Annotated in this window: 20 protein-coding genes; 13 read left to right on the top strand and 7 right to left on the bottom strand. The window is 70.1% G+C overall.

Features of this window, described 5'->3' with window-relative positions; genetic code table 11:
• Positions 1 to 8: 8 nt before the first annotated feature.
• Positions 9 to 1,130 (top strand): succinyldiaminopimelate transaminase, encoded by a 1,122-nt coding sequence (dapC, locus tag KXD97_RS30690; RefSeq protein ID WP_260754757.1) that lies wholly within the window; start codon positions 9 to 11, stop codon positions 1,128 to 1,130.
• A gap of 30 nt (positions 1,131 to 1,160) precedes the next feature.
• On the opposite strand, the gene KXD97_RS30685 is transcribed toward dapC, so the two are convergent.
• Positions 1,161 to 2,777, bottom strand: coding sequence for a CdaR family transcriptional regulator (locus KXD97_RS30685; protein ID WP_260754756.1), 1,617 nt, complete (start codon positions 2,775 to 2,777; stop codon positions 1,161 to 1,163).
• A gap of 101 nt (positions 2,778 to 2,878) precedes the next feature.
• On the opposite strand from KXD97_RS30685, the gene pruA reads away from it, so the two are divergent.
• Both pruA and KXD97_RS30675 read left to right on the top strand, forming a co-directional pair.
• Complete coding sequence (gene pruA, locus KXD97_RS30680; protein WP_260758237.1) at positions 2,879 to 4,507, top strand: L-glutamate gamma-semialdehyde dehydrogenase; 1,629 nt, start codon at positions 2,879 to 2,881, stop codon at positions 4,505 to 4,507.
• Between the two features lie 3 nt (positions 4,508 to 4,510).
• Complete coding sequence (locus KXD97_RS30675) at positions 4,511 to 5,464, top strand: proline dehydrogenase family protein (RefSeq protein WP_260754755.1); 954 nt, start codon at positions 4,511 to 4,513, stop codon at positions 5,462 to 5,464.
• 5 nt (positions 5,465 to 5,469) lie between these two features.
• On the opposite strand, the gene KXD97_RS30670 is transcribed toward KXD97_RS30675, so the two are convergent.
• Positions 5,470 to 5,970, bottom strand: coding sequence for a hypothetical protein (locus KXD97_RS30670; protein WP_260754754.1), 501 nt, complete (start codon positions 5,968 to 5,970; stop codon positions 5,470 to 5,472).
• 155 nt (positions 5,971 to 6,125) lie between these two features.
• Positions 6,126 to 6,662, bottom strand: coding sequence for an NUDIX hydrolase (locus KXD97_RS30665; RefSeq protein WP_260754753.1), 537 nt, complete (start codon positions 6,660 to 6,662; stop codon positions 6,126 to 6,128).
• Positions 6,663 to 6,703: 41 nt separating this feature from the next.
• Between KXD97_RS30665 and KXD97_RS30660 the strand changes: the two genes are divergently transcribed.
• The 3 genes from KXD97_RS30660 to KXD97_RS30650 all read left to right on the top strand — a co-directional run bounded on the left by KXD97_RS30660 (position 6,704) and on the right by KXD97_RS30650 (position 9,155).
• The gene (locus KXD97_RS30660) at positions 6,704 to 8,122 is read left to right on the top strand and encodes an acyl-CoA synthetase (protein WP_260754752.1); all 1,419 of its coding nucleotides are present in this window, start codon (positions 6,704 to 6,706) and stop codon (positions 8,120 to 8,122) included.
• Complete coding sequence (locus KXD97_RS30655; RefSeq protein WP_260754751.1) at positions 8,113 to 8,463, top strand: VOC family protein; 351 nt, start codon at positions 8,113 to 8,115, stop codon at positions 8,461 to 8,463. The genes KXD97_RS30660 and KXD97_RS30655 overlap by 10 nt, the downstream gene beginning before the upstream one ends.
• A 161-nt stretch (positions 8,464 to 8,624) precedes the next feature.
• On the top strand, positions 8,625 to 9,155 hold the full coding sequence (locus KXD97_RS30650; protein WP_260758236.1) for a M15 family metallopeptidase: 531 nt from the start codon (positions 8,625 to 8,627) through the stop codon (positions 9,153 to 9,155).
• A 3-nt stretch (positions 9,156 to 9,158) separates the two neighbouring features.
• Here KXD97_RS30650 and KXD97_RS30645 read toward each other — a convergent pair whose 3' ends face one another.
• Positions 9,159 to 10,331 (bottom strand): MFS transporter, encoded by a 1,173-nt coding sequence (locus KXD97_RS30645; protein ID WP_260754750.1) that lies wholly within the window; start codon positions 10,329 to 10,331, stop codon positions 9,159 to 9,161.
• Positions 10,332 to 10,384: 53 nt separating this feature from the next.
• On the opposite strand from KXD97_RS30645, the gene KXD97_RS30640 reads away from it, so the two are divergent.
• Positions 10,385 to 11,578, top strand: coding sequence for an ROK family transcriptional regulator (locus KXD97_RS30640; protein ID WP_260754749.1), 1,194 nt, complete (start codon positions 10,385 to 10,387; stop codon positions 11,576 to 11,578).
• Between the two features lie 86 nt (positions 11,579 to 11,664).
• On the opposite strand, the gene dapD is transcribed toward KXD97_RS30640, so the two are convergent.
• The gene (gene dapD, locus KXD97_RS30635) at positions 11,665 to 12,642 is read right to left on the bottom strand and encodes a 2,3,4,5-tetrahydropyridine-2,6-dicarboxylate N-succinyltransferase (protein WP_260754748.1); all 978 of its coding nucleotides are present in this window, start codon (positions 12,640 to 12,642) and stop codon (positions 11,665 to 11,667) included.
• Between the two features lie 79 nt (positions 12,643 to 12,721).
• On the opposite strand from dapD, the gene KXD97_RS30630 reads away from it, so the two are divergent.
• The 5 genes from KXD97_RS30630 to KXD97_RS30610 all read left to right on the top strand — a co-directional run bounded on the left by KXD97_RS30630 (position 12,722) and on the right by KXD97_RS30610 (position 19,185).
• Positions 12,722 to 13,657, top strand: a complete 936-nt coding sequence (locus KXD97_RS30630) for a LysR family transcriptional regulator (protein ID WP_260754747.1) — start codon at positions 12,722 to 12,724, stop codon at positions 13,655 to 13,657.
• An 89-nt stretch (positions 13,658 to 13,746) separates the two neighbouring features.
• Positions 13,747 to 15,255 (top strand): APC family permease, encoded by a 1,509-nt coding sequence (locus tag KXD97_RS30625; protein ID WP_260754746.1) that lies wholly within the window; start codon positions 13,747 to 13,749, stop codon positions 15,253 to 15,255.
• Between the two features lie 72 nt (positions 15,256 to 15,327).
• Positions 15,328 to 16,341, top strand: a complete 1,014-nt coding sequence (locus KXD97_RS30620; RefSeq protein ID WP_260754745.1) for an aminotransferase class IV — start codon at positions 15,328 to 15,330, stop codon at positions 16,339 to 16,341.
• A gap of 41 nt (positions 16,342 to 16,382) precedes the next feature.
• Positions 16,383 to 17,447, top strand: coding sequence for a succinyl-diaminopimelate desuccinylase (gene dapE, locus KXD97_RS30615; RefSeq protein ID WP_260754744.1), 1,065 nt, complete (start codon positions 16,383 to 16,385; stop codon positions 17,445 to 17,447).
• 130 nt (positions 17,448 to 17,577) lie between these two features.
• Entirely contained in the window at positions 17,578 to 19,185 is a 1,608-nt protein-coding gene (locus KXD97_RS30610) for an ABC-F family ATP-binding cassette domain-containing protein (protein ID WP_260754743.1), read from the top strand.
• On the opposite strand, the gene KXD97_RS30605 is transcribed toward KXD97_RS30610, so the two are convergent.
• Together KXD97_RS30605 and KXD97_RS30600 are read right to left on the bottom strand one after the other, a co-directional pair.
• The gene (locus KXD97_RS30605; protein ID WP_260754742.1) at positions 19,182 to 19,949 is read right to left on the bottom strand and encodes an ESX-1 secretion-associated protein; all 768 of its coding nucleotides are present in this window, start codon (positions 19,947 to 19,949) and stop codon (positions 19,182 to 19,184) included. The two genes, KXD97_RS30610 and KXD97_RS30605, sit on opposite strands and share 4 nt — an antisense overlap.
• Positions 19,950 to 20,023: 74 nt before the next feature.
• Positions 20,024 to 22,018: an AAA family ATPase gene (locus KXD97_RS30600; protein ID WP_260754741.1), complete on the bottom strand. Its 1,995-nt coding sequence runs from the start codon at positions 22,016 to 22,018 to the stop codon at positions 20,024 to 20,026.
• A gap of 31 nt (positions 22,019 to 22,049) precedes the next feature.
• Here KXD97_RS30600 and KXD97_RS30595 point away from each other — a divergent pair, with 31 nt between their 5' ends.
• Complete coding sequence (locus KXD97_RS30595) at positions 22,050 to 22,607, top strand: TIGR00730 family Rossman fold protein (RefSeq protein ID WP_260754740.1); 558 nt, start codon at positions 22,050 to 22,052, stop codon at positions 22,605 to 22,607.
• The last annotated feature ends 5 nt before the right edge of the window (positions 22,608 to 22,612 follow it).

The following is a 22,612-nucleotide window of genomic DNA, read 5'->3' as shown; positions in this document are numbered from 1 at the left end:
CGACCTCCGTGTCTGCCCGCCGGCCACGGAAGTCGGCGTCGCTGCCCGTCTTCCCGTGGGACACCCTGGCTGACGCGACAGCGACCGCCCGGGCACATCCCGGCGGGATCGTCGACCTGTCCGTCGGAACCCCGGTCGATCCGGTCGCGCCGGTCATCCGCGACGCGTTGGCCGCGGCGAGCGCGTCGCCGGGATATCCGACGACGCACGGCACCCCGGCACTGCGCGGGGCCGCGGTGTCGGCGTTGGAGCGCAGGTACGGGATCACCGGGCTCTCGCCGGCCGCGGTGCTTCCGGCGATCGGGACCAAGGAACTGATCGCGTGGTTGCCCACGACGCTCGGCCTCGGCGCCGACGACATCGTGGTGGTGCCCGAGTTGGCCTACCCCACCTACGAGGTGGGGGTGTTGCTGGCCGGTGCGGCGGTGGTCCGCGCGGATTCCCTGACCCAGCTGGGCCCGTTGGTGCCCGCGCTGGTGTATCTGAACTCGCCGAGCAACCCGACCGGCCAGATCCTCGGAATCGACCATCTGCGCAAAATCGTCGGGTGGGCTCGGGAACGCGGAGTGCTGGTCGCCTCCGACGAGTGCTACCTCGGCCTCGGCTGGGACGCCGAGCCGGTCTCGGTGCTGCACCCGGAGGTCTGCGACGGTGACCACACCGGGTTGCTGGCCGTGCACTCGCTGTCGAAGACGTCGTCGCTGGCCGGCTACCGGGCGGGTTTCGTCGCCGGTGACCCGGCGGTGGTGGCCGAATTGCTGGCGGTGCGCAAGCACGCCGGCCTGATGGTGCCGACGCCGATCCAGGCGGCGATGGTGGCCGCGCTCGACGACGACGCCCACGAGCTGGAACAGCGCGCGCGTTACCGGCGCCGCCGCGACGCGCTGCTGCCCGCGCTGCGGTCCGCCGGATTCACCGTCGACCACTCCGAGGGCGGGCTGTATCTGTGGGCCACCCGCGGCGAGCCGTGCCGCGACACCGTGGCGTGGCTGGCGGCCAAGGGCATCCTCGTCGCGCCCGGCGAGTTCTACGGCCCGCGTGGTGCCCGACACGTACGGGTGGCGCTGACCGCCACCGACGAACGCATCGCCGCCGCCGTCGAGCGGCTCAGTTCTCCGGCCGGGTCGTAGACCGAGCCGCAGGCCCGGGTGACTCGGGTCCTATCCGTGCGAGTTCGCGTCGATCCGCGTTGGCGGCGGCGCGGCCGAACGTTCCGTCGCGCGCAGGCCCAGGATCAGCACCAGCCGCTCGTCGGGGTCGTCCAGAGAGGTGCGCAGCAGCTTCTCCACCCGGCGGATGCGGTAGCGCACCGTGTTCGGGTGCACGTGTAAGCGCGCGGCGACGACGGCGATGTCGCCGAAGCCGTCCAGGTAAGCCTGCAGCGTCGAGGCCATCAGCGGATCCTCGGCCCGCAGCCGCCGCACCCGCGGGTCCACCAGCCGGCCCTGGGTCGCGATGTGCGACACGATTTCGTCGAGCAGCACCGTCGGACGCGCCTGCTCCAGTGAGGTGACCAGACCGATTGCGCCGGGGTGTCTTTCGGCGCTGTCGAGCACTCGGTCGACCTCGGCCCGGACGGTCGCCGCGGCGGCCAGCCCCGGCAGCGGGGCGGTGACCGCACGCACCTGGAATCCGAGTTCTCGCGCCAGCGTGGACACCACGCCGTGCGCCCACGACGACAGCACCTCCGTGGCCCGCAGCTCGGGGAACAGCACGTACACTCGGTCGCCGTCCGCCGCCACCTGGGCATCTGGACGAAAAGCACTGGCGCTCAACGCCAGAACGTCCGTGGGCGGCGGTCCGCCGTGGCGGTGGAACCCGACCAGCGCGGCGCGTCCGTCGGCGGGGATGCCGAGCTCGCGGGCCAGCGCGGCGACGTCGTCGACGGCACCGCCTGCCACGCCGAGCAGCTGGTGCACACGCGCCGTGTGCTGGGACGGGGTCGCCGCCAGCCGCGACATGATCCGCGCCGCCAGCACCGCGCCGCCGCGCAGGATCTCCTCGGCGTCATCGGCCCACGGGGCGGACCCCTGCTGCAGCCAGATGGTCCCCGAGAACCGCGGCGAGTGCGCCGGGTCGGCGGGCAGGTGGATGCCGGCGGCCAGCCGCGGCCTCAGGCCGAGCTCTGGACGTTCGGCGACGCGGACCACGTCGGGACCCGACCGCAACGCGTCGAAAATGCCCCACTGCCCGATCCATTCGAGATGCTCGGGCGGTCCGGCACGGCCGAGGATCGTCAGCCGGCGCAACTCGTCGGCTTCGTCGCTGGCCGAGTAGGCCAGCATGTGGCTGTCGGCGTCCTCGATGCAGACCATGCCCCGGGTCCGGTCGGCGATGGACTGTGCGAGGCCGAACAGGTCGGTGCCCGAGTCGCGCAGCGGGTCGCCGCGATCTCCGTGGTGTTCCAGGGCGTGGTTGACCAGACGGTACAGATGCTCCCAGCGGGCACAGGGGTCGACGGTGACGACGGCGGTGCCGAGCGCGGCCGCGCGGGCCACCGCCGCAGGGGTCGGCTCCTTGACGAAGATCGCGACCGGCCGGTCGGCATGCTGTTCCAGCCAGCACAGCGCCTCGGTGTCGGACACCCCGAGCAGGAAGAACAGGTCGGCCGATCCCGGGCCGACGGCCAGCCCCAACCTGATGTCGTCGGCGTCGACGAGCGCGACCGAGCTCACGGGCATGTCCAACCCGCGCGGTGCCTCGATCAGCGTGACCATGGTCCGATCCAGCGCCAGCAGCAGCTGGCCGAGACCGAGACCTGCGAGCGTGGACACCATCGCGGCTCCTTTGTCCGATATCACCATCGAGTGTCCCACCGGTTGTCCATTCGGCCATCGATTTCGTGGATGGAGTGGACCAGTCTCACGTCATGAACCCCATCACCGCCATCACCGATGTGCCGATGCCGGCCAACGAGCCGGTGCACAACTACGCCCCCGGATCCCCTGAACGTCATCGACTGGAGGACGCGCTGTCCGACCTCGCGGCGGAGCCGGTCGATCTGCCCCATGTCATCGGCGGGGAGCGCCGGATGGGTGCCGGCGCCACCATCGAGGTGGTCCAGCCCCACCGGCACGCCGAGCGTCTCGGCCTGTTGACCAACGCCGAGCACGCCGACGCCGAGGCCGCCGTCGAGGCGGCTGTCGCTGCCAAACCCGGATGGGAGGCCACCCCGTTCGACGAACGCGCCGCGGTGTTCCTGCGCGCGGCGGACCTGCTCGCGGGCCCGTGGCGGGAGAAGATCGCCGCCGCCACCATGCTCGGGCAGTCCAAGACCGCCTACCAGGCCGAGATCGACGCGCCGTGTGAACTCGTCGACTTCTGGAGGTTCAACGTCGCGTTCGCACGGCAGATCCTGGCCCAGCAGCCGGTCAGCTCAACCGGGGTGTGGAACCGCACCGACTACCGGCCGCTGGAGGGCTTCGTCTACGCGATCACACCGTTCAACTTCACCGCGATCGCGGGCAACCTGCCGACCGCGCCCGCGCTGATGGGCAACACCGTGGTGTGGAAACCGTCGCCGACCCAGACGTTCGCGGCCTACCTGGTCATGGAGTTGCTCGAGGCAGCGGGTCTGCCGCCCGGTGTGGTCAACATGCTCACCGGGGACGGCAAGGCGGTGTCGGAGGTGCTGCTGGCCGACCGGAGGCTGGCCGGAATCCACTTCACCGGATCCACCGCGACGTTTCAGCACCTGTGGCGCGAAGTCGGCGCCCACATCGAGCGGTACGACTCCTACCCGCGGTTGGTCGGCGAGACCGGGGGCAAGGACTTCGTCGTCGCGCACACCTCGGCGCAGCCGGAAGTGTTGCGCACAGCGCTGATCCGGGGTGCGTTCGACTACCAGGGACAGAAGTGTTCGGCCGCATCGCGGGCCTACATCGCGCGGTCGGTGTGGCAGAAGATGGGCGACGATTTCCTCGACGTCACCGAGTCGCTGCGCTACGGCGACGTCACCGATTTGACCAACTTCGGCGGCGCGCTGATCGACGAACGCGCGTTCGCCAAGAACGTCGCCGCGATCGAACGGGCCAAGGACGCGGCCGGGGTCACCATCGCGGTGGGCGGCGAATACGACGACAGCGAAGGGTTTTTCGTGCAGCCGACGGTGCTGCTGTCCGACGACCCGGCCGACGAGGCGTTCAGCACCGAGTACTTCGGCCCACTGCTGGCCGTGCACGTCTACCCCGACGAGGACTACGAGCGCATCCTCGACGTCATCGACACCACCGCCCGCTACGCGTTGACCGGCGCCGTGATCGCCGACGACCGTGCCGCGGTGCTTGCCGCCGAACAACGTCTGCGGCACACGGCGGGCAACTTCTACGTCAACGACAAACCGACCGGCGCGGTCGTCGGCCAGCAGCCGTTCGGCGGGTCGCGGGCCTCCGGAACCAACGACAAGGCCGGGTCCCCGCTCAACCTGCTGCGGTGGACCTCCGCGCGCTCGATCAAGGAGACGTTCGTGCCGCCGACCGACCACACCTACCCGCACATGGAGGCATGACCCATGGGCGTGTTCGACACCGTCGCCCGGCCGGTGATCCTGGCGGCGTCGCGTCGAGACGGGCTGCGGCGCGCCGCCGAGCGGATGCCGGTGACGCGAGAGGTGGTGCGCCGCTTCGTGCCGGGGGAGAGCCTCACCGATGCCATGACATCGGTGCGGCAGCTCCGCGAGTCAGGGCGGTTGGTGTCGATCGACCACCTCGGCGAGGACGTTGTCGACGCCGACACTGCCGGCGCGACCGTGACCGCGTACCGCGAGCTGATCGACGCATTGGATGCCCGTGGTGAGACCGCCGCCGACATACGGCCGCTGGAGGTCTCGTTGAAACTGTCGGCGCTGGGCCAGGCGCTGCCGCGTGACGGCGACAAGATCGCGCTGGAGAACGCGCGCGCCATCTGCGAACGTGCGGCGCGCGCGGGGGTTTGGGTGACCGTCGACGCCGAGGACCACACGACCACCGATTCGACGCTGTCGATCGTGCGCGAGCTTCGGGTGGACTTCGACTGGGTGGGCACGGTGCTGCAGGCCTATCTGAGACGCTCGCGGGCCGACTGCGCCGAATTCGCGGCCTCAGGAGCCCGAATTCGGTTATGCAAGGGTGCCTACGACGAGCCGGCGTCGGTCGCGTTCCGGGACCGCGACGACGTCACCGACTCTTACCTGCAGTGTCTGCGGATCCTGATGGCGGGCAACGGGTATCCGATGGTGGCCTCGCATGACCCCGAGGTCATCGGCGCGGTCCCCGGGCTGGCGCGCGAATACGGCCGCGGCACAGACCGGTTCGAATACCAGATGCTGTACGGCATCCGCGATGGCGAGCAGCGCCGAATCGCCGAGTCCGGCAGCGCGATCCGGGTCTATGTGCCGTTCGGAACACAGTGGTACGGCTACTTCGTGCGGCGGCTGGCCGAACGGCCGGCCAACCTCGCGTTCTTCGTTCGCGCGCTGGTGGATTGACGCGCTCAGGCGGGATATGCGGCGACCGGCATGATCACCGTGCCCTTGCAGATTCCTTCCAGGATCTCGGTGCGCCACGTTCCGTACATCGTGCCGTCGGCGGTCGGGGCGTAGAACACCAGCGACCGGGCGGCGGCGTACTCACGCGGCACATCCGCGCCGCGGAAGCACTCCCACTGCCAGTTGTAGTTGAACACCCACTGCCGGCCGTCCCACGTGTACCGCGGCGGTTGGGGGATCGTCGGGTTCGACGGAGCCGGGCCGTCGGACGCGACGGCGACACACGTGCCCGCGCACGACGTGCTGAACGTGTACTGACCGCTGAAGTCGGGTTCGGGCTGGCGCGCCGCGATACTGGTGCCGAGCTTCTCGGACGCGAACGTCACCACCGTGTACCTGCCGCTCCAGTCGGGTGTCGCGGCGTCGGCGGTGGTCTCGGCGCACATGCACGCAGCCGCGACGAAAGTCGCGGAGGCAAGAGCACTACGCGCACGTCGCGCCGGCATGGCTCCCTCGCAGTCTGGTGGGTCTGGCAACACGAACGTAATTGCCCCACCCGTCAAGGTGCCTGATCGACACGGCCTGTTCGGGCACGGTTGGATCACGGCTTGGTATCGGCTTCCGTGTGCGAATGGCGTTCGCGCAGCCGGTATTCGGATGGTCAGTGACCACGCAGCAGCATCAGGGTCCAGGCTGCCAGGGTCTGGGCGTCGGTGATGATCCCGTCACGCATCATCTGCTCGACCTCGGCGCGAGCGAACCAGGCACTGCGCATGTCCTGCTCCTCGTGCTCGCGCTCGTGCGGCCCCTCGCTGATACCGGTCGCCAGAAAGATCCGGCCCCGCTGGCTGCTCATCCCCGGTGCCACGTCCAGCAGCCCGATCTCGGTCATCGTCGACGCGACCAGGCCGGTCTCCTCGCGCAACTCCCGCGCGGCGAGCTCGGCGCCGTCGAGCTCGGCCTGCCCGGGGGCGGTGCCCTGCGGGAACTCCCACCGGCGCAACCCGATCGGGTAGCGGAACTGCTCGACGAGGTGGAAGCGGTCCCCGTCGCGCGGGATCACCAGCGCATAGGTCGGCTTGTCCACGACCGCGTAGATGCCGGCGCTGCCGTCGGCTCTGCAGATCTCGTCCTCGCGGATGGTCAACCAGTTGTTGCGGTACACCTCACGCGTGCCCAATGCCCGGATCGAATCCACCGCACCAGTATGACCACCCCCGGGGAGTAGCCTCGGTTCCTGTGTTGCTGGCGTCCTTGAATCCTGCGGCCGTGGCGGCGGGGGCAGATCTCGGTGATGCGGTGCGCATCGACGGGGTGTCGTTGAGTCGAAGCGACCTCGTGGGCGCGGCGACGTCGGTGGCCGAACGTGTCGCGGGCGCATCCCGTGTCGCGGTGCTGGCCACCCCGACCGCCGCGACGGTGCTGGCGGTCACCGGCTGCCTGATCGCCGGGGTGCCCGTCGTCCCGGTTCCCGCGGATGTCGGCGCCGCCGAGCGGCGTCACATCCTGGCCGACTCGGGTGCGCAGGCCTGGCTGGGCGATCTGCCCGGCGAGACAGACGGTCTGCCGCACATCCCGGTGCGGCGCCACGCCCGGTCCTGGCACCGTTATGCCGAGCCCCCGCCGGACGCGCCCGCGCTGATCATCTACACCTCGGGCACCACCGGTCTGCCCAAGGGGGTGGTGGTCAGCCGCCGCGCCATCGCCGCGGACATCGACATGCTCGCCCAAGCCTGGGAGTGGACGCCGCAGGACACTCTGGTGCACGGCTTGCCGCTGTACCACGTGCATGGTCTCGTGTTGGGACTGCTGGGATCCCTGCGGATCGGAAACCGGTTCGTGCACACCGGAAAGCCGAAACCGCAGGCGTACGCCCACGCGGTGGGCGAGCTCGGCGGGACGCTCTTGTTCGGGGTGCCGACGGTGTGGTCGCGCATCGTCGAGGACGGCGCCGCGGCACGGGCGCTGACGCCGGCCCGGCTGCTGGTGTCCGGCAGCGCGGCGTTGCCGGTCCCGGTGTTCGAGGGGCTCGCCGCGTTGAGCGGACACCGCGCCATCGAGCGCTACGGCAGCACCGAGACCCTGATCACGCTCAGCACGCTCGTCGCCGGGGAGCGCAGGCCTGGCTGGGTCGGGTTGCCGCTGGCGGGGGTGTCGACGCGGCTGGTGGCCGAGGACGGCACGGAACTGCCCCGCGACGGAGAGGCGATCGGGCAGCTGCTGGTGCAGAGCCCGACGCTGTTCGACGGCTACCTCAACCGCGCCGACGCCACCGCCGAGGTGCTCGGTGAGGACCGCTGGTACCGCACCGGCGATGTCGCGGTGATCGGTGCGGACGGTATGCACCGCATCGTCGGCCGCGAATCGGTTGACCTGATCAAGAGTGGCGGCTTCCGGATCGGGGCAGGGGAGATCGAGACCGTGCTGTTGGCACATCCCGACGTGCGCGAGGCCGCGGTGATCGGCGCGCCCGACGAGGACCTCGGACAGCGCATCGTCGCGTTCGTCGTCGGCGACGCCCGTCCCGACACGCTGATCGAGTATGTGGCGCAGCAACTCTCGGTCCACAAGCGGCCCCGCGAGGTACGGGTCGTGGACAGCCTGCCCCGCAACGCGATGGGAAAGCTGCTGAAGAAGGAATTGGCGCAATGGGTTTGAGGTTCAGCGAGGTCTGTGTCGACGCCAACGACGTGCGGGCACTGGCGGCCTGGTGGTCACAGGTGCTGGGCGGGCCGGCCGAGGACACCGACGACGGTGACGTCGTGCTGCGGGCACCGGGCGGCGTCGGGCCGGACTGGTTGTTTCTCGAGGTGCCCGAGGGCAAGGCCGTCAAGAACCGCATTCATTTCGACTTCACCCCCGACGACCAGGACTCCGAGGTGGAGCGGGTGATCGCCCTCGGCGCTCGCCGGGTCGACATCGGCCAGGGCGAGCAGAGCTGGGTGGTGCTGGCCGACCCCGAAGGCAACGAGTTCTGCATCTTGGCGGCCGACGGGTGACCCGGCCCGCACGGCACGTTCCCGGGGCGCCTGCGACCCCGCGAGCGTGCGTGTCGGCGGCCGACACGCGGGCACAATCGGCGACTACACGCACGCTCGTCGCCACCCTCGGGGTGCTCGCCGTCGCACTGCTGTCGGGGTGCGGCCAGTCGCCGGACGTGATGCTGGTGCAGACCAGCATCGTGGTGCCGCCGGCGCCGCCACCGCCGGCACCGCCACCTGTCGAGCCGCTCACGATCGGCCCGGCGGCCGTCGACACCACCGGCGGCTGGCTCGCGGACGGAACCATGCTGTCACCGTTCGACACCGCCAATCCGATACTGTCGCAGCTGGATCCGGCTCTGCTGGCGGCAGTGCAAGAAGCGGCCAGGGCGGCGGAGGCCGACGGCGTGCAACTCGAAGTGACCTCCGGCTGGCGCTCCAAGGGCTTCCAGCAACGGTTGTTCGACGACGCCGTCCTGACCTACGGCAGCGCGCAGCGGGCCGCCGAATTCGTCGCCACCCCGGAAGTCTCCAAACATGTTGTGGGCCAGGCCGTCGACATTGGTCCGGCCGAGGCCGACCGCTGGATGATCGCCAACGGTCCGCGATTCGGGTTGTGTCAGATCTACGCCAACGAAATATGGCACTTCGAGCTCGTCGCGGACGACCAGGGGAACTGCCCGCCACTGAAACCGAACGCGGCCGGCTGAGAGCTAGGGCCGCGACGGAAAAGCCCTGCGCGACACCAGCGCCACCGCGAGTCCGGCCCCGATCAATGCGGCGCCGGCCCACGGTAGCGAGGACAGGCCCGTCGTCGCGAGCAGACCTGCCCCGATCGCCGATCCGCCCGCGATGCCCGCGTTGGCCGTCGCGTTGATCCAGGCGCCGGCACGTTCGGGAGTCACCGCCCCGGTGCGCACCGCACACGACTGGTAGATCGACGGGACCCCACCGAAAGCGGTGCTCCACACCGCGATCAGAGCCAGTGCCACCCCCACCGCAGACCACGGCCCCGCCAGGGCCGCCACCGCGACCGCGATGGTCGCGAGCAGCGCGAGCGTGGTCCGCCGCGGGTTCCGGTCCAGGCCCCGCCCCGCGTACCACAACCCGAGCAGGCCGCAGACGCCGCACATCAACAGGACCGGTCCCACCAGCGTCGGCCGCACTCCGCCGGCCATGAGTATCACGCTGATGAACGTGTACACGGTGAACTGTCCGAGAAACACCAGCATGTTCGACATCGCCACCGCGGCCAGCCGGCGCCTGCCTCCCGGCTGCGCCGCCGCCCCGGCCGCATCGTGGTCCACCGCGGGCAACACGCGGCTCAGCGCGAGGAATGTGAGTACCGACAGCACGGCCAGAACGACGAACGGCACGCGCCACCCGGCCGCGGTGCCCAGCGACGTCAGCACCGGTACTCCGAGCACCAACCCCACCGATGCGCCGCTGCCCGCCAGCGCGAGCGCCCTGCCGACGTGCGCACCGGACACCAGTCGCGGCGCGTACCCGATCACCAACGAGAAGAACAGAGCGTGCGTCACCCCGCCGACCGTGCGTCCCGCCGCGACGACGGCGAACGCGGGCGCGACTGCGACCACCGCGTTGCTGATCGCGTAACCGGCCACGGTCGCCAGCAGCAGCGGCTTTCGGGCGAACCGCGACGTGATGGCGGTCAGCGGCACCGCCAGGGCGGCCACCATGACGGCATAGAGGCCGACCAGCAGCCCGGTCGCCGATTCGGACACCTGGAACGCGTCGGCCATCCGGGGGAGCAGGCCCACGGGCAGCATCTCGGTCGTCACCGCCAGGCACGACGCCGCCGCCAGCGACAGCAGGCCGGTGAGGTTCGTACGCAGGCCGGCGGTGCGCGGTGCGGTCAAGGTCACCGACGCGAATATACTCGGCTATCGAGTTTAATCAACTGCAATACTTTTCGGCGATGTCCGACGATCCCCGCCACGCCGCACACCTGCGGTGGGTCGGCGCCGCCCAGCTGCTGGGGGTGGTTCGTGCCGAACCCGGCATCACCCGCGCCGCCGCCGCGCAGCGCCTCGGGATCAGCAGCGGCGGTGCCACCGATCTGGTGGCGCGGTTGAGGCAGGCGCGGCTCCTCGACGAGGCGCCGGCACCCGCACAGGGCCGCGGCAGGCCGACGACGCTGCTGGTCCCGCATCCCGAGGGCCCGCTGGTGCTGGCGGCGGACCTGAGGGCCACCGATTGGCGGCTCGCGCTGGCCGGCCTCGACGGCGCCCCCAGGATCGTGGCCGGCGGGGCCTACAAGGATCCGGGCCTCGACGTCGCCCTCGCGACACTGACCGACGCCATCGCCGCGGTTCATCGACGGAAAGCCAAGCAGCTCAGCGCATTGGCGGTGTCGGTCGCCGGCACGGTGAGCGACGCGAAGCTGGTCCAGTTCACCCCGAGGGGCCGGCGCGACGTGGACTTGTCGCTGCTGACGAGCACGCTTCCGCGCCGCGCGGACGTGCCGATGCTGCTGGGCAACGACGCCACGCTGGCGGGTCTGGCCGAGGCCCGCACGGGGGCGGCCAGGGCGGCGGGCACGTCGCTGCATCTGATCGTCGCGACCGGTATCGGCGGCACGCTCGTCGTCAACGGCGAGCCGATGTCCGGCGCCCACGGTGCTGCTGGGGAGTACGGCCACATCCCGTTCGGCGACCCCGCACTGGCCTGCCCGTGCGGCGCGCGCGGCTGCTGGGACCTGACCGTGGACGGGCGCGCGCTGGCCCGGTACCGGGGCGACCCACCGCCCGACGATCCGGTCGACTACGTGCACCGCCTGCTCGGGCGCCCCGGCGACGACGTGGCCACCCGGCAGGCGTTCGAAGCCGTCGCGGCGTCACTAGGCCGCGGTATCGGCGGTCTGGTGAACCTGCACGACCCGGACGTGATCACCTTGGGCGGTGTGGGCGCGCTGCTGCGGGGAGCGGCGGCGGAGACCTTCGAGGCCGCCTACCGCGAAGGCCTGATGGCCTACCGCCAGGACGCCCCGCCCCCGGTGCGCGACGCGGAGCACGGTGAGGAGGGGTCACTGCGCGGTGCGGTGATCATGGCGATGGATCACGTCACCGCGCCCGCGGGACTGGCGGATTGGGCGCAGCGCCAGTCGATGTGAGCGTGCGTGAACTTCGTGAATCACCCGGCGTGTCGCCCGCAGGCGCGCACGCTCGCGCCACGGGGCGGCGCGCGCAGAACGGAGGGTCAGTTGGCGTGCAGCGCCTCGTTGAGCGTGATGCCCGTGCCGTCGCGCTTGACCACCTCGACGGCGCCGGTCACCGAATTGCGGCGGAACAGCAGGTTGTCGGCGCCGGAGAGTTCGCGGGCCTTGACCGTCTCGCCGTCTGATGTGGTGACCTTGGTGCCCGCGGTGACATACAGGCCCGCCTCGATGACGCAGTCGTCGCCGAGGGAGATGCCCAGACCGGCGTTGGCGCCGAGCAGGCAGCGCTTGCCCACCGAGATCACCTGGGTGCCCCCGCCCGACAGCGTGCCCATGATCGACGCGCCGCCGCCGATGTCGGAGCCGTCGTCGACGACCACGCCCGCCGAGATCCGGCCCTCGACCATCGAACTGCCCAGCGTGCCCGCGTTGAAGTTGACGAAGCCCTCATGCATCACCGTGGTGCCGGGCGCCAGATGCGCGCCCAGGCGGACCCGGTCGGCATCGGCGATGCGGACCCCGGAGGGCAGCACGTAATCGACCATGCGGGGGAACTTGTCGACGCCGTAGACCGCGACCTGCCCACGCCGGCGCAGCCGGGCCCGCACCATCTCGAACCCGTCGACCGCGCAGGGTCCTTGACTAGTCCACACCACATTGGTGAGCACCCCGAACAGTCCGTCGGCGTTCAGCCCGTGCGGGGCGACCAGGCGGTGCGAGAGCAGGTGCAGGCGCAGGTACGCGTCGTAGGCATCGACAGCCTTGTCCGCCAGCGACCCGATCACCGTGCGGACGACGACGATGTCGACGTCGCGGTCCTCGTCGCGACCGGCGAGCGCCGCGAGCTCCTCGGGCACCTCGGCCACCGAGAGGCGCACCGTGCCGGGCTCGCCCGCGGAGGTCAGTTCAGCGGTCAGTTCAGCGGTCAGTTCCGGGGCGGGGAACCACGTGTCGAGAACCGATCCGTCGGCCGCGATGGTCGCCACGCCCACACCGGATGCTCCAGAAGCAGAAGTCACGGTGCTTCAGGTTACCGGTGGGCCTAGCATCGCTTCACAGGGTCCCGACCAGGTCAGGAGGCGAGCCACGACCGTCGATGTGACGCTGCGTCAACTGCGCTACTTCGCTGTTCTGGGCCAGGAGCTGAACTACCGGCGGGCCGCCGAGAAACTGTTCATCACCCAGCCGGCGCTCTCGACCGCGATCAAGCAACTCGAGCACCAGTTCGGGCTCGTGCTGTTTCACCGCAACACCCGGGAAGTGGCCCTGACCGATCTGGGCGCGGCATGGCTGCCCCAGGTGCAGCAGGCGCTGTCCGGCGTGGACGCCGTCGTCGAGAACCTGATCATGCTGTCGGGCACCCGGCGGGGGGTGCTGCGGGTCGGCTACCTCATCGGCACCGGCGCCGACCTCTTGTTCCGGCTCGTCCGCCACTTCGAGGCCGCCTACCCCGACGTCACCGTCGAGCCCATCGAGTTCGATTTCGCCGACCCGACGGCCGGGCTGGCCGATGGCAGCACCGAGGTCGCCATCATTCGGCCCCCGGTCGACCTGCCCGAGCATCGGATGCTGATTCTCGACTCCGAGTCGTGGGTGGCCTGCCTGCCGCGCGATCACCGCCTCGCCGAACGTGCCGAGATCGAGATCGCCGAGCTGCTCGACGATCCGATCGTCTGCGCTCCGCTGACCGCGGGCACCTGGCGCGATTACTGGCTGGCGATGGACGTCCGCGGCAACCGGCCGCCGACCATCGCCGCCGTGGCGGCCACCTACGAGGCCGAGACCACAGCCATCGCCCGTGGGCTCGGTATCAGTTTCACCACCTCGTCGGTTGCCCGGTTCTACGACCGGCCCGGCATCGTCTACGTGCCGATTTCCGACCGGCCACCAAGTCACACCGCATTGGCGTGGAATCCCGCCGACCTGACCCCGCAGGCTGATGCGCTGGTCAGACACGTGCGCTCGGAATGGAGTTTCGGGGACTCCGATGCAAGTCAGGGGCCGCCGACCACCGCTGATAACCCCAGGTTATGAGCAGATCAAAACTGCGAACTTCCGGTGTCCGCGCGGCGGCGGTTTTCTGTCTGCAGGTGTTCTTCCCGATGGCTTGACCTGGAGCGACCATGACCGATGCGATATCCCCACCCACTCATTCACAGCAGCGCCCCTGCACGCTGAGCGCCGAGGACGCCAAACTCGCCGAACTGGGCTACGACCAGAAGCTGGACCGTTCGGTGGGCACGCTGGCCTCGTTCGCGATCGGATTCGCGACCATCAGCGCCACCACGGCCGTGTTCACCGGCTTCGGCGCCGGCTACTTCACCGCGGGAGCGCCGTTCGTGTGGACGCTGCTGCTGGCAGGCGCGGTATTCGCGTTGTGGGCGTTCATCGCCGCCGACCTCACCGCAAAGCTGCCGCTGGCGGGCTACTCGTATCAGTGGATCAGTCGGATCAACGGTCCCGATCTGGCGTGGTTCACCGGCTTCATCGCCCTGATGGGTTGGGTCTGCGGCATGACCGGGGTCGGCTTCATCCTGTCCGGATACCTCGGCGGTCTGCTCGGCTGGAGCATGACGCAGACCACGCAGATCCTGCTCGCCATCGCGGTGGTGTTCGTCTGCGTGCTGATCAACATCTACGGTGTCCGGTTCGCCACCATGGTCAACAACATCGGCGTCAGCCTGGAGTTGGTGATCACCGTCGGCGCGACCGCACTGGTCGCGATCATCGCGTTCAGCGCACCGGAGAACCACCAGCCGATCTCGTCGCTGTTCACCGGTGGGGAGTCCGGTGACAAGGACTCCTACCTGCTGGCGTGGCTCGCGGCGGCACTCGGTCCGTTCTTCGGCCTCATCGGTGTGGAGTCCGGCGCCGACGTCGCCGAGGAAACCAAGGATGCGCGCCGCGTCGTGCCCAGGACGATGTTCTACGCCCTGGTCACCTCGATCGTCATCGAGTTCCTGATGTACGTCGTGTACGTGCTGGCCATCAAGGATCCTGCCGCGGTGCAGGCCAATTCGGCTGCGCCGATCGAGGAGATCATCACCCAGCAGGCCGGTCCCGCGGTGACCAAGGTCATCGTCGCGATCGCGCTGACGAACATCCTGGCGTGCCTGCTGGCCAACATCCTGGTCGCCACCCGGCTGACCTACTCGATGGCCCGCGACAACATGCTGCCGTTCTCCCATGTGTGGCGCCACGTGTCGACCAAGAGCAAGGCGCCGACCTACGCAGTCATCGGATTGGGTTGTCTGTCCACAGTTCTGCTGCTGTCCGCGCTGGTCAACGAGAAGGCGTTCAACTACATCATCGGCATCGCGTCACTGCTGTTCTTCTTCGTCTACATCCTGCAGACCATCGGCCTGCTGGTCGGCTACCGGCGCGGAACGATCCCCGCGGCCGAACCCGGCACCTTCGACCTCGGCAGATTCCGGCTGCCGCTCTACGTCACGGCGCTGGTGGTGTTCCTCGCCGTGGCGGTGGCCCTGCTGTTCCTGCCCCAATTCACCACGAACAAATGGGTTTTCCTCGGCATCGTCGTGATTGCCGCCGCTTGGTGGGCCACCTGCCTGAAGTCACGGCTGAGCCGCGGGGACGCCGGCGCCGATTACGCCAAGACTCACAGCGTGTGATCGCCGATCCCTGCACTGCGCTTCCACTCTCAACCCCCGATTCAATCCCCGATCCTGCGAAAGGACCGTCCCATGAGCGTCGACACCGGAACCTCCAATCTCGTCGCCGTCGAACCCGGTGCCATCAGAGAGGACACCCCACCGGGGTCGGTGATTCAGTACAGCGACTACGAACTCGATTACTCCAGCCCGTTCGCCGGAGGGGTGGCCTGGATCGAAGGCGAGTATCTGCCGGCCGAGGACGCCAAGATCTCGATCTTCGACACCGGGTTCGGGCACTCCGATCTCACGTACACCGTCGCGCACGTGTGGCACGGCAACATCTTCCGGCTCGGTGACCACCTGGACCGGCTGCTCGACGGAGCGCGCAAGCTGCGCCTGGACGCCGGTTACACCAAGGACGAACTCGCCGATATCACCAAGCGGTGCGTGTCGATGTCGCAGCTGCGCGAGTCCTTTGTCAACCTGACCGTCACCCGCGGCTACGGTAAGCGCAAGGGCGAGAAGGACCTATCCAAGCTGACCCACCAGGTGTACATCTACGCGATCCCGTACCTGTGGGCGTTCCCGCCCGCCGAGCAGATCTTCGGCACCACTGCCATCGTGCCGCGTCATGTCCGCCGGGCCGGGCGCAACACTGTCGACCCGACCATCAAGAACTACCAGTGGGGCGATCTGACCGCGGCCAGCTTCGAGGCCAAGGACCGCGGGGCGCGGACCGCAATCCTGCTCGACTCGGACAACTGCGTCGCCGAGGGGCCCGGCTTCAACGTCTGCGTCGTCAAGGACGGCAAGCTGGCGTCGCCGTCGCGAAATGCGTTGCCGGGCATTACCCGCAAAACCGTCTTCGAGATCGCCGACGCCATGGGGATCGAGGCCACGCTGCGTGATGTCACCAGCCACGAACTGTACGACGCCGACGAGATGATGGCGGTCACCACGGCCGGCGGCGTGACGCCGATCAACACCCTCGACGGCGTCGCGGTCGGCGACGGGAAGCCCGGCCCGGTGACGGTGGCGATCCGGGACCGCTTCTGGGCGCTGATGGACGAGCCGGGGCCCCTGATCGAGCCGATTCGGTACTGAGGGTGCCGGTGAGCGGCGGTGCGACGGGTTAACGTGGTCGTGTGCTGGACCTACACGGTGACCCGATCGCGTTGACGGCCGCGCTGGTCGACATCCCGAGCGAATCGCGCCACGAGAAGCGCATCGCCGACGAGATCGAGCAGGCGCTGCGCGAGCAGACCACCGGCTTCGAGATCGTCCGCAACGGTGACGCGGTCCTGGCCCGCACCGACTTCGGCCGCCCGTCCCGCGTGCTGCTGGCCGGGCACACCGACACCGTGCCCGCCGCCGGCAATCTGCCGAGCCGGCTGGCCGACGGAGTGCTGCACGGTTGCGGAACCTCGGACATGAAATCCGGCGACGCGGTGTTCCTGCATCTGGCCGCCACCGTCACCGAACCGGTTCACGACATCACGCTGGTCATGTACGACTGCGAGGAGATCGAGGCCTCCGCCAACGGGCTCGGCCGCATCGAACGCGAGCTGCCCGAGTGGCTGGCGGCCGACGTCGCGATCCTCGGCGAACCGTCGGGCGGCTTCATCGAGGCCGGCTGCCAGGGCACCCTGCGGGTGATCGTCAGCGCCACCGGCACCCGCGCCCACTCGGCCCGATCGTGGCTGGGGGACAATGCGATCCACAAACTCGGTGCGGTTCTGGCCCGCTTGGAGTCGTACCCGGCCCGCAGTGTCGACATCGACGGCTGCGTCTACCGCGAGGGACTGTCGGCGGTGCGCATCGACGGCGGGGTCGCCGGAAACGTCATCCCGGACGCGGCGAGCGTGACGGTCAACTTCCGGTTCGCTCCGGACCGCAGCGTCGAGCAGGCCTATGCCCACGTGTGCGAGGTGTTCGACGGGCTCGGCGTCGCAACCGAACTCACCGACTCCGCCGCCGGTGCGCTGCCGGGGTTGACGCGGCCCGCGGCTGCGGCACTCGTCGAGGCGGCCGGCGGCCGGGTGCGCGCCAAGTACGGCTGGACCGACGTGTCGCGGTTCGCGGCGCTGGGCATCCCGGCGGTCAACTACGGTCCCGGCGACCCGAATGTGGCGCACCGCGTCGACGAGCGCGTCGAGGTCGAGCAGATCACCACGGTGACGGACATGCTGAGGCGTTACTTAATCGGTTGACGGTGCCGCTAGCCTGGAAGCCATGCTGGGAGAAGACATCACCGGGTAGTACCCGGACGGGTCCCCTTTTTCGGTAGGCGTCACGCCGCGACCGTCGCCAGGCGTTACGCCCCAACGAGAGCATTCCCGCATGTCTTCTGTTGTGTGCAACCACCTTTCCTACTCCTGGCCCGACGGCACCAGCCAGTTCACCGACCTGACGCTCACCGTCGGTGCGGGCCGCACCGGGCTCGTCGCTGCCAACGGCGCCGGCAAGAGCACCCTGCTGCGGCTCATCGCCGGAGAACTGACTCCCACCGTCGGCGCCGTGACCGTCGACGGCGTGATCGGTTATCTGCCCCAGACCCTGCCGCTGCTCGACGACCGCAGCGTGGCCGAGATGCTCGGTGTCGCAGCGGTGATCGACGCATTGAACGCGCTGGCAGCAGGGGACCCGAGCACCCGCCACTTCGCGGTGATCGGCGACGACTGGGACATCGAGGAACGCACCCGGGTCCAGCTCGACCGGCTCGGTCTCGGGCGCATCGGTCTGAACCGGCCGCTGGGCTCGCTCTCCGGTGGTGAGGTCGTCAGCCTCGGCCTGGCGCGGGAGTTGTTGCGCCGCCCCGATGTGCTGCTCCTCGACGAACCGACGAACAACCTCGACGCCGACGCGCGGCACCGGCTCTACGACGCGCTCGACGATTTCACCGGGTGTCTGCTGGTGGTCAGCCACGACCGGGTGCTACTGGACCGGATGGACCGCATCGCCGAGCTCTACCGCGGCGAGGTGACCGTCTACGGCGGCGGCTTCACCGCGTATCGGGATGCGCTCGGGGACGCCCAGCGGGCGGCCCAGGGTGCGGTCCGCAACGCCGAGCTGATACTCAAACGCGAAAAACAGCACCGGCAACAGGCCAGGGAACGGGCCGACCGGCGCGCAGGCACCGCGGCCCGCACCCTCTCCGACGCCGGCCTGCCGAAGATCGTCGCCGGCGCCCGCAAGCGCCGCGCGCAGGAGTCTGCCGGCCGCTCCGACGAGGTGCACGCACGGCGGATCGACGACGCCCAGAGTCGGCTCGACGACGCCGAACGCACCCTGCGTGAGGACGAGGCACTGATGCTTGCGTTGCCTGCGACGCTGGTGCCGGCGGGCCGGAACATCGCTCGGCTCAACGGGATCCGGGTGTGTAGCGGTGGTCGCGACGTGCTCGGCGGTGTCGATCTGGCGGTGCGGGGTCCGGAGCGGATCGCGCTGACCGGACCCAACGGCGCAGGCAAAACCACGTTGCTGCGGAGTCTGCTCGGCGAGATCGCGCCCGACGCGGGCACCGTGGACGTCGCCGAGGGACGGGTCGCCTATCTGTCGCAGCGGTTGGATCTGCTCGACGAGGACCGGTCGGTCGCGCAGAACCTGGCCGCGTTCGCGCCCGGTCTGTCCGTCACCCGCCGTCATCATCTGTTGGCGCAGTTCCTCTTTCGTGGTGGCGTTGTCGACCTGCCGGTCGGCGCGCTGTCAGGAGGGGAGCGGCTGCGGGCGACGCTGGCGTGTGTGCTGTTCGCCGAACCTGCACCGCACCTGCTGCTCCTCGACGAACCGACCAACAACCTGGACCTGGTCAGCTCCGGGCAGCTGGAGAGTGCGTTGGCCGCCTATCGGGGCGCGTTCATCGTCGTCAGTCACGACGCGTCGTTCGTCGACGCGATCGGTGTGGATCGCGTACTTCGCCTGGCCCACGGCGTGCTGACCGAGATCTAACCGACGGCCGGCCGGGTGGGCGCTGGACGCGGTGGCGGCGCGGGCTGCGGAGCGGCACCGAACCCCGGAGGCGTCGCCGGCGCGGCGTCGCCGGCGACCTCACCGTCCCGGTCGGCCCGACGTTCGTCTTCCGGGTCCTGCTCGGCGCGGTCCGCGTCCCGGCCGGGGTCGGCCACCTCCGGCGCGCCGGGAACTTCCGGTGCGTCGGAAACGGCCCCCGCGCCGGGGACACCCGTGGCCGCCGAAGCTTGACCGGCCTGCGCGAAACCCTGTGCGAGGCCCTGGGTGAGCAGCTGCGGTAGTTGCGCGAACGGTTGAGCCAGCGCCGCGATCGGAGCCGCCAGTTGCTGGCCCACCTGACCGAGCTGGCCGAGTTGACCGACCGCCTGCCCGAGCGGGTCCGCCGCACCCCCGGCGGTACCGGCCGGGCCTGCCCCGCGCTCGGAGCGCGACATGTGGTCGGCGGCAGCACGGATCGCCTCCGCTCCGCGCTTGTCGCCCCGTTCGTAGGCCAGGGCCGCCTGCCGGAGCAGCTCGGAGATGGTGTCCCCGGCGGCCTGGGTGGTTGACATGGTGCCCGACCTGCTGCTGAGCGCCCCGGCCAGGGCCGTGTCGACCGCTGCGGCGATGCTGCCGTGGGACTGCGCGACTGCGGCCGGCCCGGGTGACCCGGCGACCAGGGAGCCCAGGCCGTCGGCCACGTTTCGGTGGACCTCGCCCAGCGAACGCACTCCACGGGTGTCCACCGACAACGGTTCGGTCATCGCGCGCCTCCAGATCGATCGCATCTGATTCTAAGAGCGCGCGTCAGGGGGGCCGGTCGGCAATATCGGCGCGGTCAGGCCGGGCCGGTGGGCGCGGCCAGCGCCGCCCGGCCGAACGCGCAGTCGAGCTCACCGCACAGCCGCGACAGGGTGTCCGCGGCCCGCGGGTCGCCCAGTTGCCGCGCGTCGGCCGCGGCCCGCAGCGCGACTGCCTGCTGTCCGCCACGCTCGGCGGCCTTCACGGCTTCGCGCGCAGCCGTCACGGCACCGTGCGCGTCGTGCCGCGCCGCAGTGGTCCAGGCCCGCGCCAGCGCCAGCTCGGGGGCGAACAGCATCGACTTCAACCCGTGCCGGGACTCGGCGCGCGCCAGCGCTTTTCCGGCCTCGACGGTCTGGCCGAGCCGGCCGAGCGCCTGCGCCAACAGCATCCATGCCAACGGACCCCACGAGTACCCGGTGGGGGCGAGCGTCGCTGCGGCCTCGCGGAGCAGCGGCACCGCGAGCGCGAGTTCCCCACGGGCGATCAACGCATCGCCGATCAGCACCTCACCTATCGCGCGGGCGGGTTGCCTGCGCTGGGCGAAATCGGTAATCCGCTGGGCCAATTCGAGCGCAAGGTCCGGCTCGCCGGTCATCAGCAGCGCCGTGGTCTGACCCAGCCCGCTGGTGAACCGCAGCAGACCCGGCTGCCCGGCGGCCAGTGCCTGCTCGGCGAGCACGTCGACGTCGGAGAATCTGCCCATCCGCGCCGAGCTGAGCGCCGCCGCCGACGCCGCCCATCCGACCGCCGTCTCGTCGGCATCAGGTGATGACAGCACCTCACCGGTGAGTTCGACTGCACGACTGAGGTTTCCGGCGTTCATCGCGAACGTCGCCGACAGCGCGTCAAGAGTCACGCGGGCCGCCGGTGAGCTCACCTTTTCGCGGGTGGCGCGCAGGAACGCGGTCGCGCGTTCCGGCTCGGACAGCATCCAGAACCGATTCGCCGCCGTCGGCAGCGCCCACGCCATCAGCTGGTCCTCGCTCAGCGCCGCCGGGTCGATCTCGGCCAGTACCGCATCGGCCTCCCGGCCGCGGCCCTGCCAGGCCAGCGCATATCCGAGCGTCAGGCGGCTGCTCAGATCCGGCGCCCTGTCCAACACCGCGCGGCCCAGCCGCTCGCACAGCTCAAGATCACCCAGCCGCAACGCATCCCGTGCCGCGGCGGACAGATCCGGCAGCGGCAGCGGACGGTCGCTGTCCAGCGCCAGCACGGCCAGGCGCAGCCGGCCCACCACGCCGATACAGCCGGTCGAGATCTGCGCGACCATCGCGGTCCGCAGCCGGCGCAGGTCGGGGCCGCCGAGTGCGTCACGGATCGCGTCGAGGAACAGCGGATGCGCCGGGCGCAGCTCGTCGTCCTCGACGACCACCGCGCCGGAGCGCAACGCATCGTCCACGGTGTCGAGGTCGGTCAGCGCCTCGGCGTCGGCTCGGCTCAGCGGATCCGACACGGCGAGGAACTCCAGGATGCGATGCGCACCGGCCGGCACCGCCGCGACGAACTCATCGATCCGCGTCATCAACCGGCCGTCGTCGTGGCCCGGCGGCTCCACGTCGACCCGCGCGACCAGGCCGTCCCGCCACAACGCCGCGATCTCGGCGGGTACCCCGACCCCGCCGGCGGTGGCGGTCAGCAGCAGCCGCGCCGTCCGACCGGCCGCGAGCTGGTACACCAGCGTCGCGGACAACGGGTCCAGCAGGTGCGCGTCGTCGACGACGATCAGGCGGCCGTCGCCGAGTGCGTCCCCGGCGGTCCGCAGAACCGTTGTGGTGGTGCCCGTCTCGGGGACTTCGAGCAGCCTCTCGAACGCCGCGAACGGGACGGACCGGCGCGACGCCGTCGCCCGCACCCGGTCGACCCGGGGGAAGTCGGCGCCCAGCCGGTCGGCGGCGTTGCGCGCCAACGTCGTCTTGCCGACGCCGGCGGGGCCGATCAGCACCGCCCCGGCGCGGGTCCGCACGCCGGCTTCGAGCTGCTCGAGAGCGGGTTCGGGCGGCGCGGTCACCCATCCGAGAGGCTGCGGCACATCGCGGAGTCTATGTGGCTAAGTTGGTGCTGTGTCCCGAGATCAAGATCGTGAGTGGGCTGTCTGCGTCTACTGCGCCTCGGGTCCGACGCACCCGGATCTGTTGGAGTTGGCGCGCACGGTCGGAGAGGGGATCGCCGAGCGCGGGTGGACGTTGGTCTCCGGCGGAGGCAACGTCTCGGCGATGGGCGCGGTGGCGACCGCGGCCCGCTCACGCGGCGGCTACACCGTCGGTGTCATCCCGAAGCGCCTGGTGCACCGGGAGGTCGCCGACACCGAGGCCGATGAACTCGTCGTCACCGACACCATGCGGGAACGCAAACAGGTCATGGAGGACCGCGCCGACGCGTTCCTCGCCCTGCCCGGAGGCATCGGCACGCTGGAGGAATTCTTCGAAGCCTGGACAGCGGGCTATTTGGGTATGCACACCAAACCGATCGTGATGCTCGACACTCTCGGGCACTACGACGGGCTGTTGGCCTGGTTGCGCGGGCTGGTCGGAAGCGGCTACGTCGCCGAGGACGCGATGCGGTGCCTCACCGTCGTCGACGACGTCGAAGCCGCTCTGTCCGCGTGTGCGCCCGGCTAAGTTGA

It is taken from the genome of Mycobacterium sp. SMC-8, from assembly GCF_025263565.1.
Classification (GTDB): Bacteria; Actinomycetota; Actinomycetes; order Mycobacteriales; family Mycobacteriaceae; genus Mycobacterium.
The sequence above is the reverse complement of the archived record's forward strand: the minus strand, read 5'-3'. Positions and strand labels throughout refer to the sequence as shown.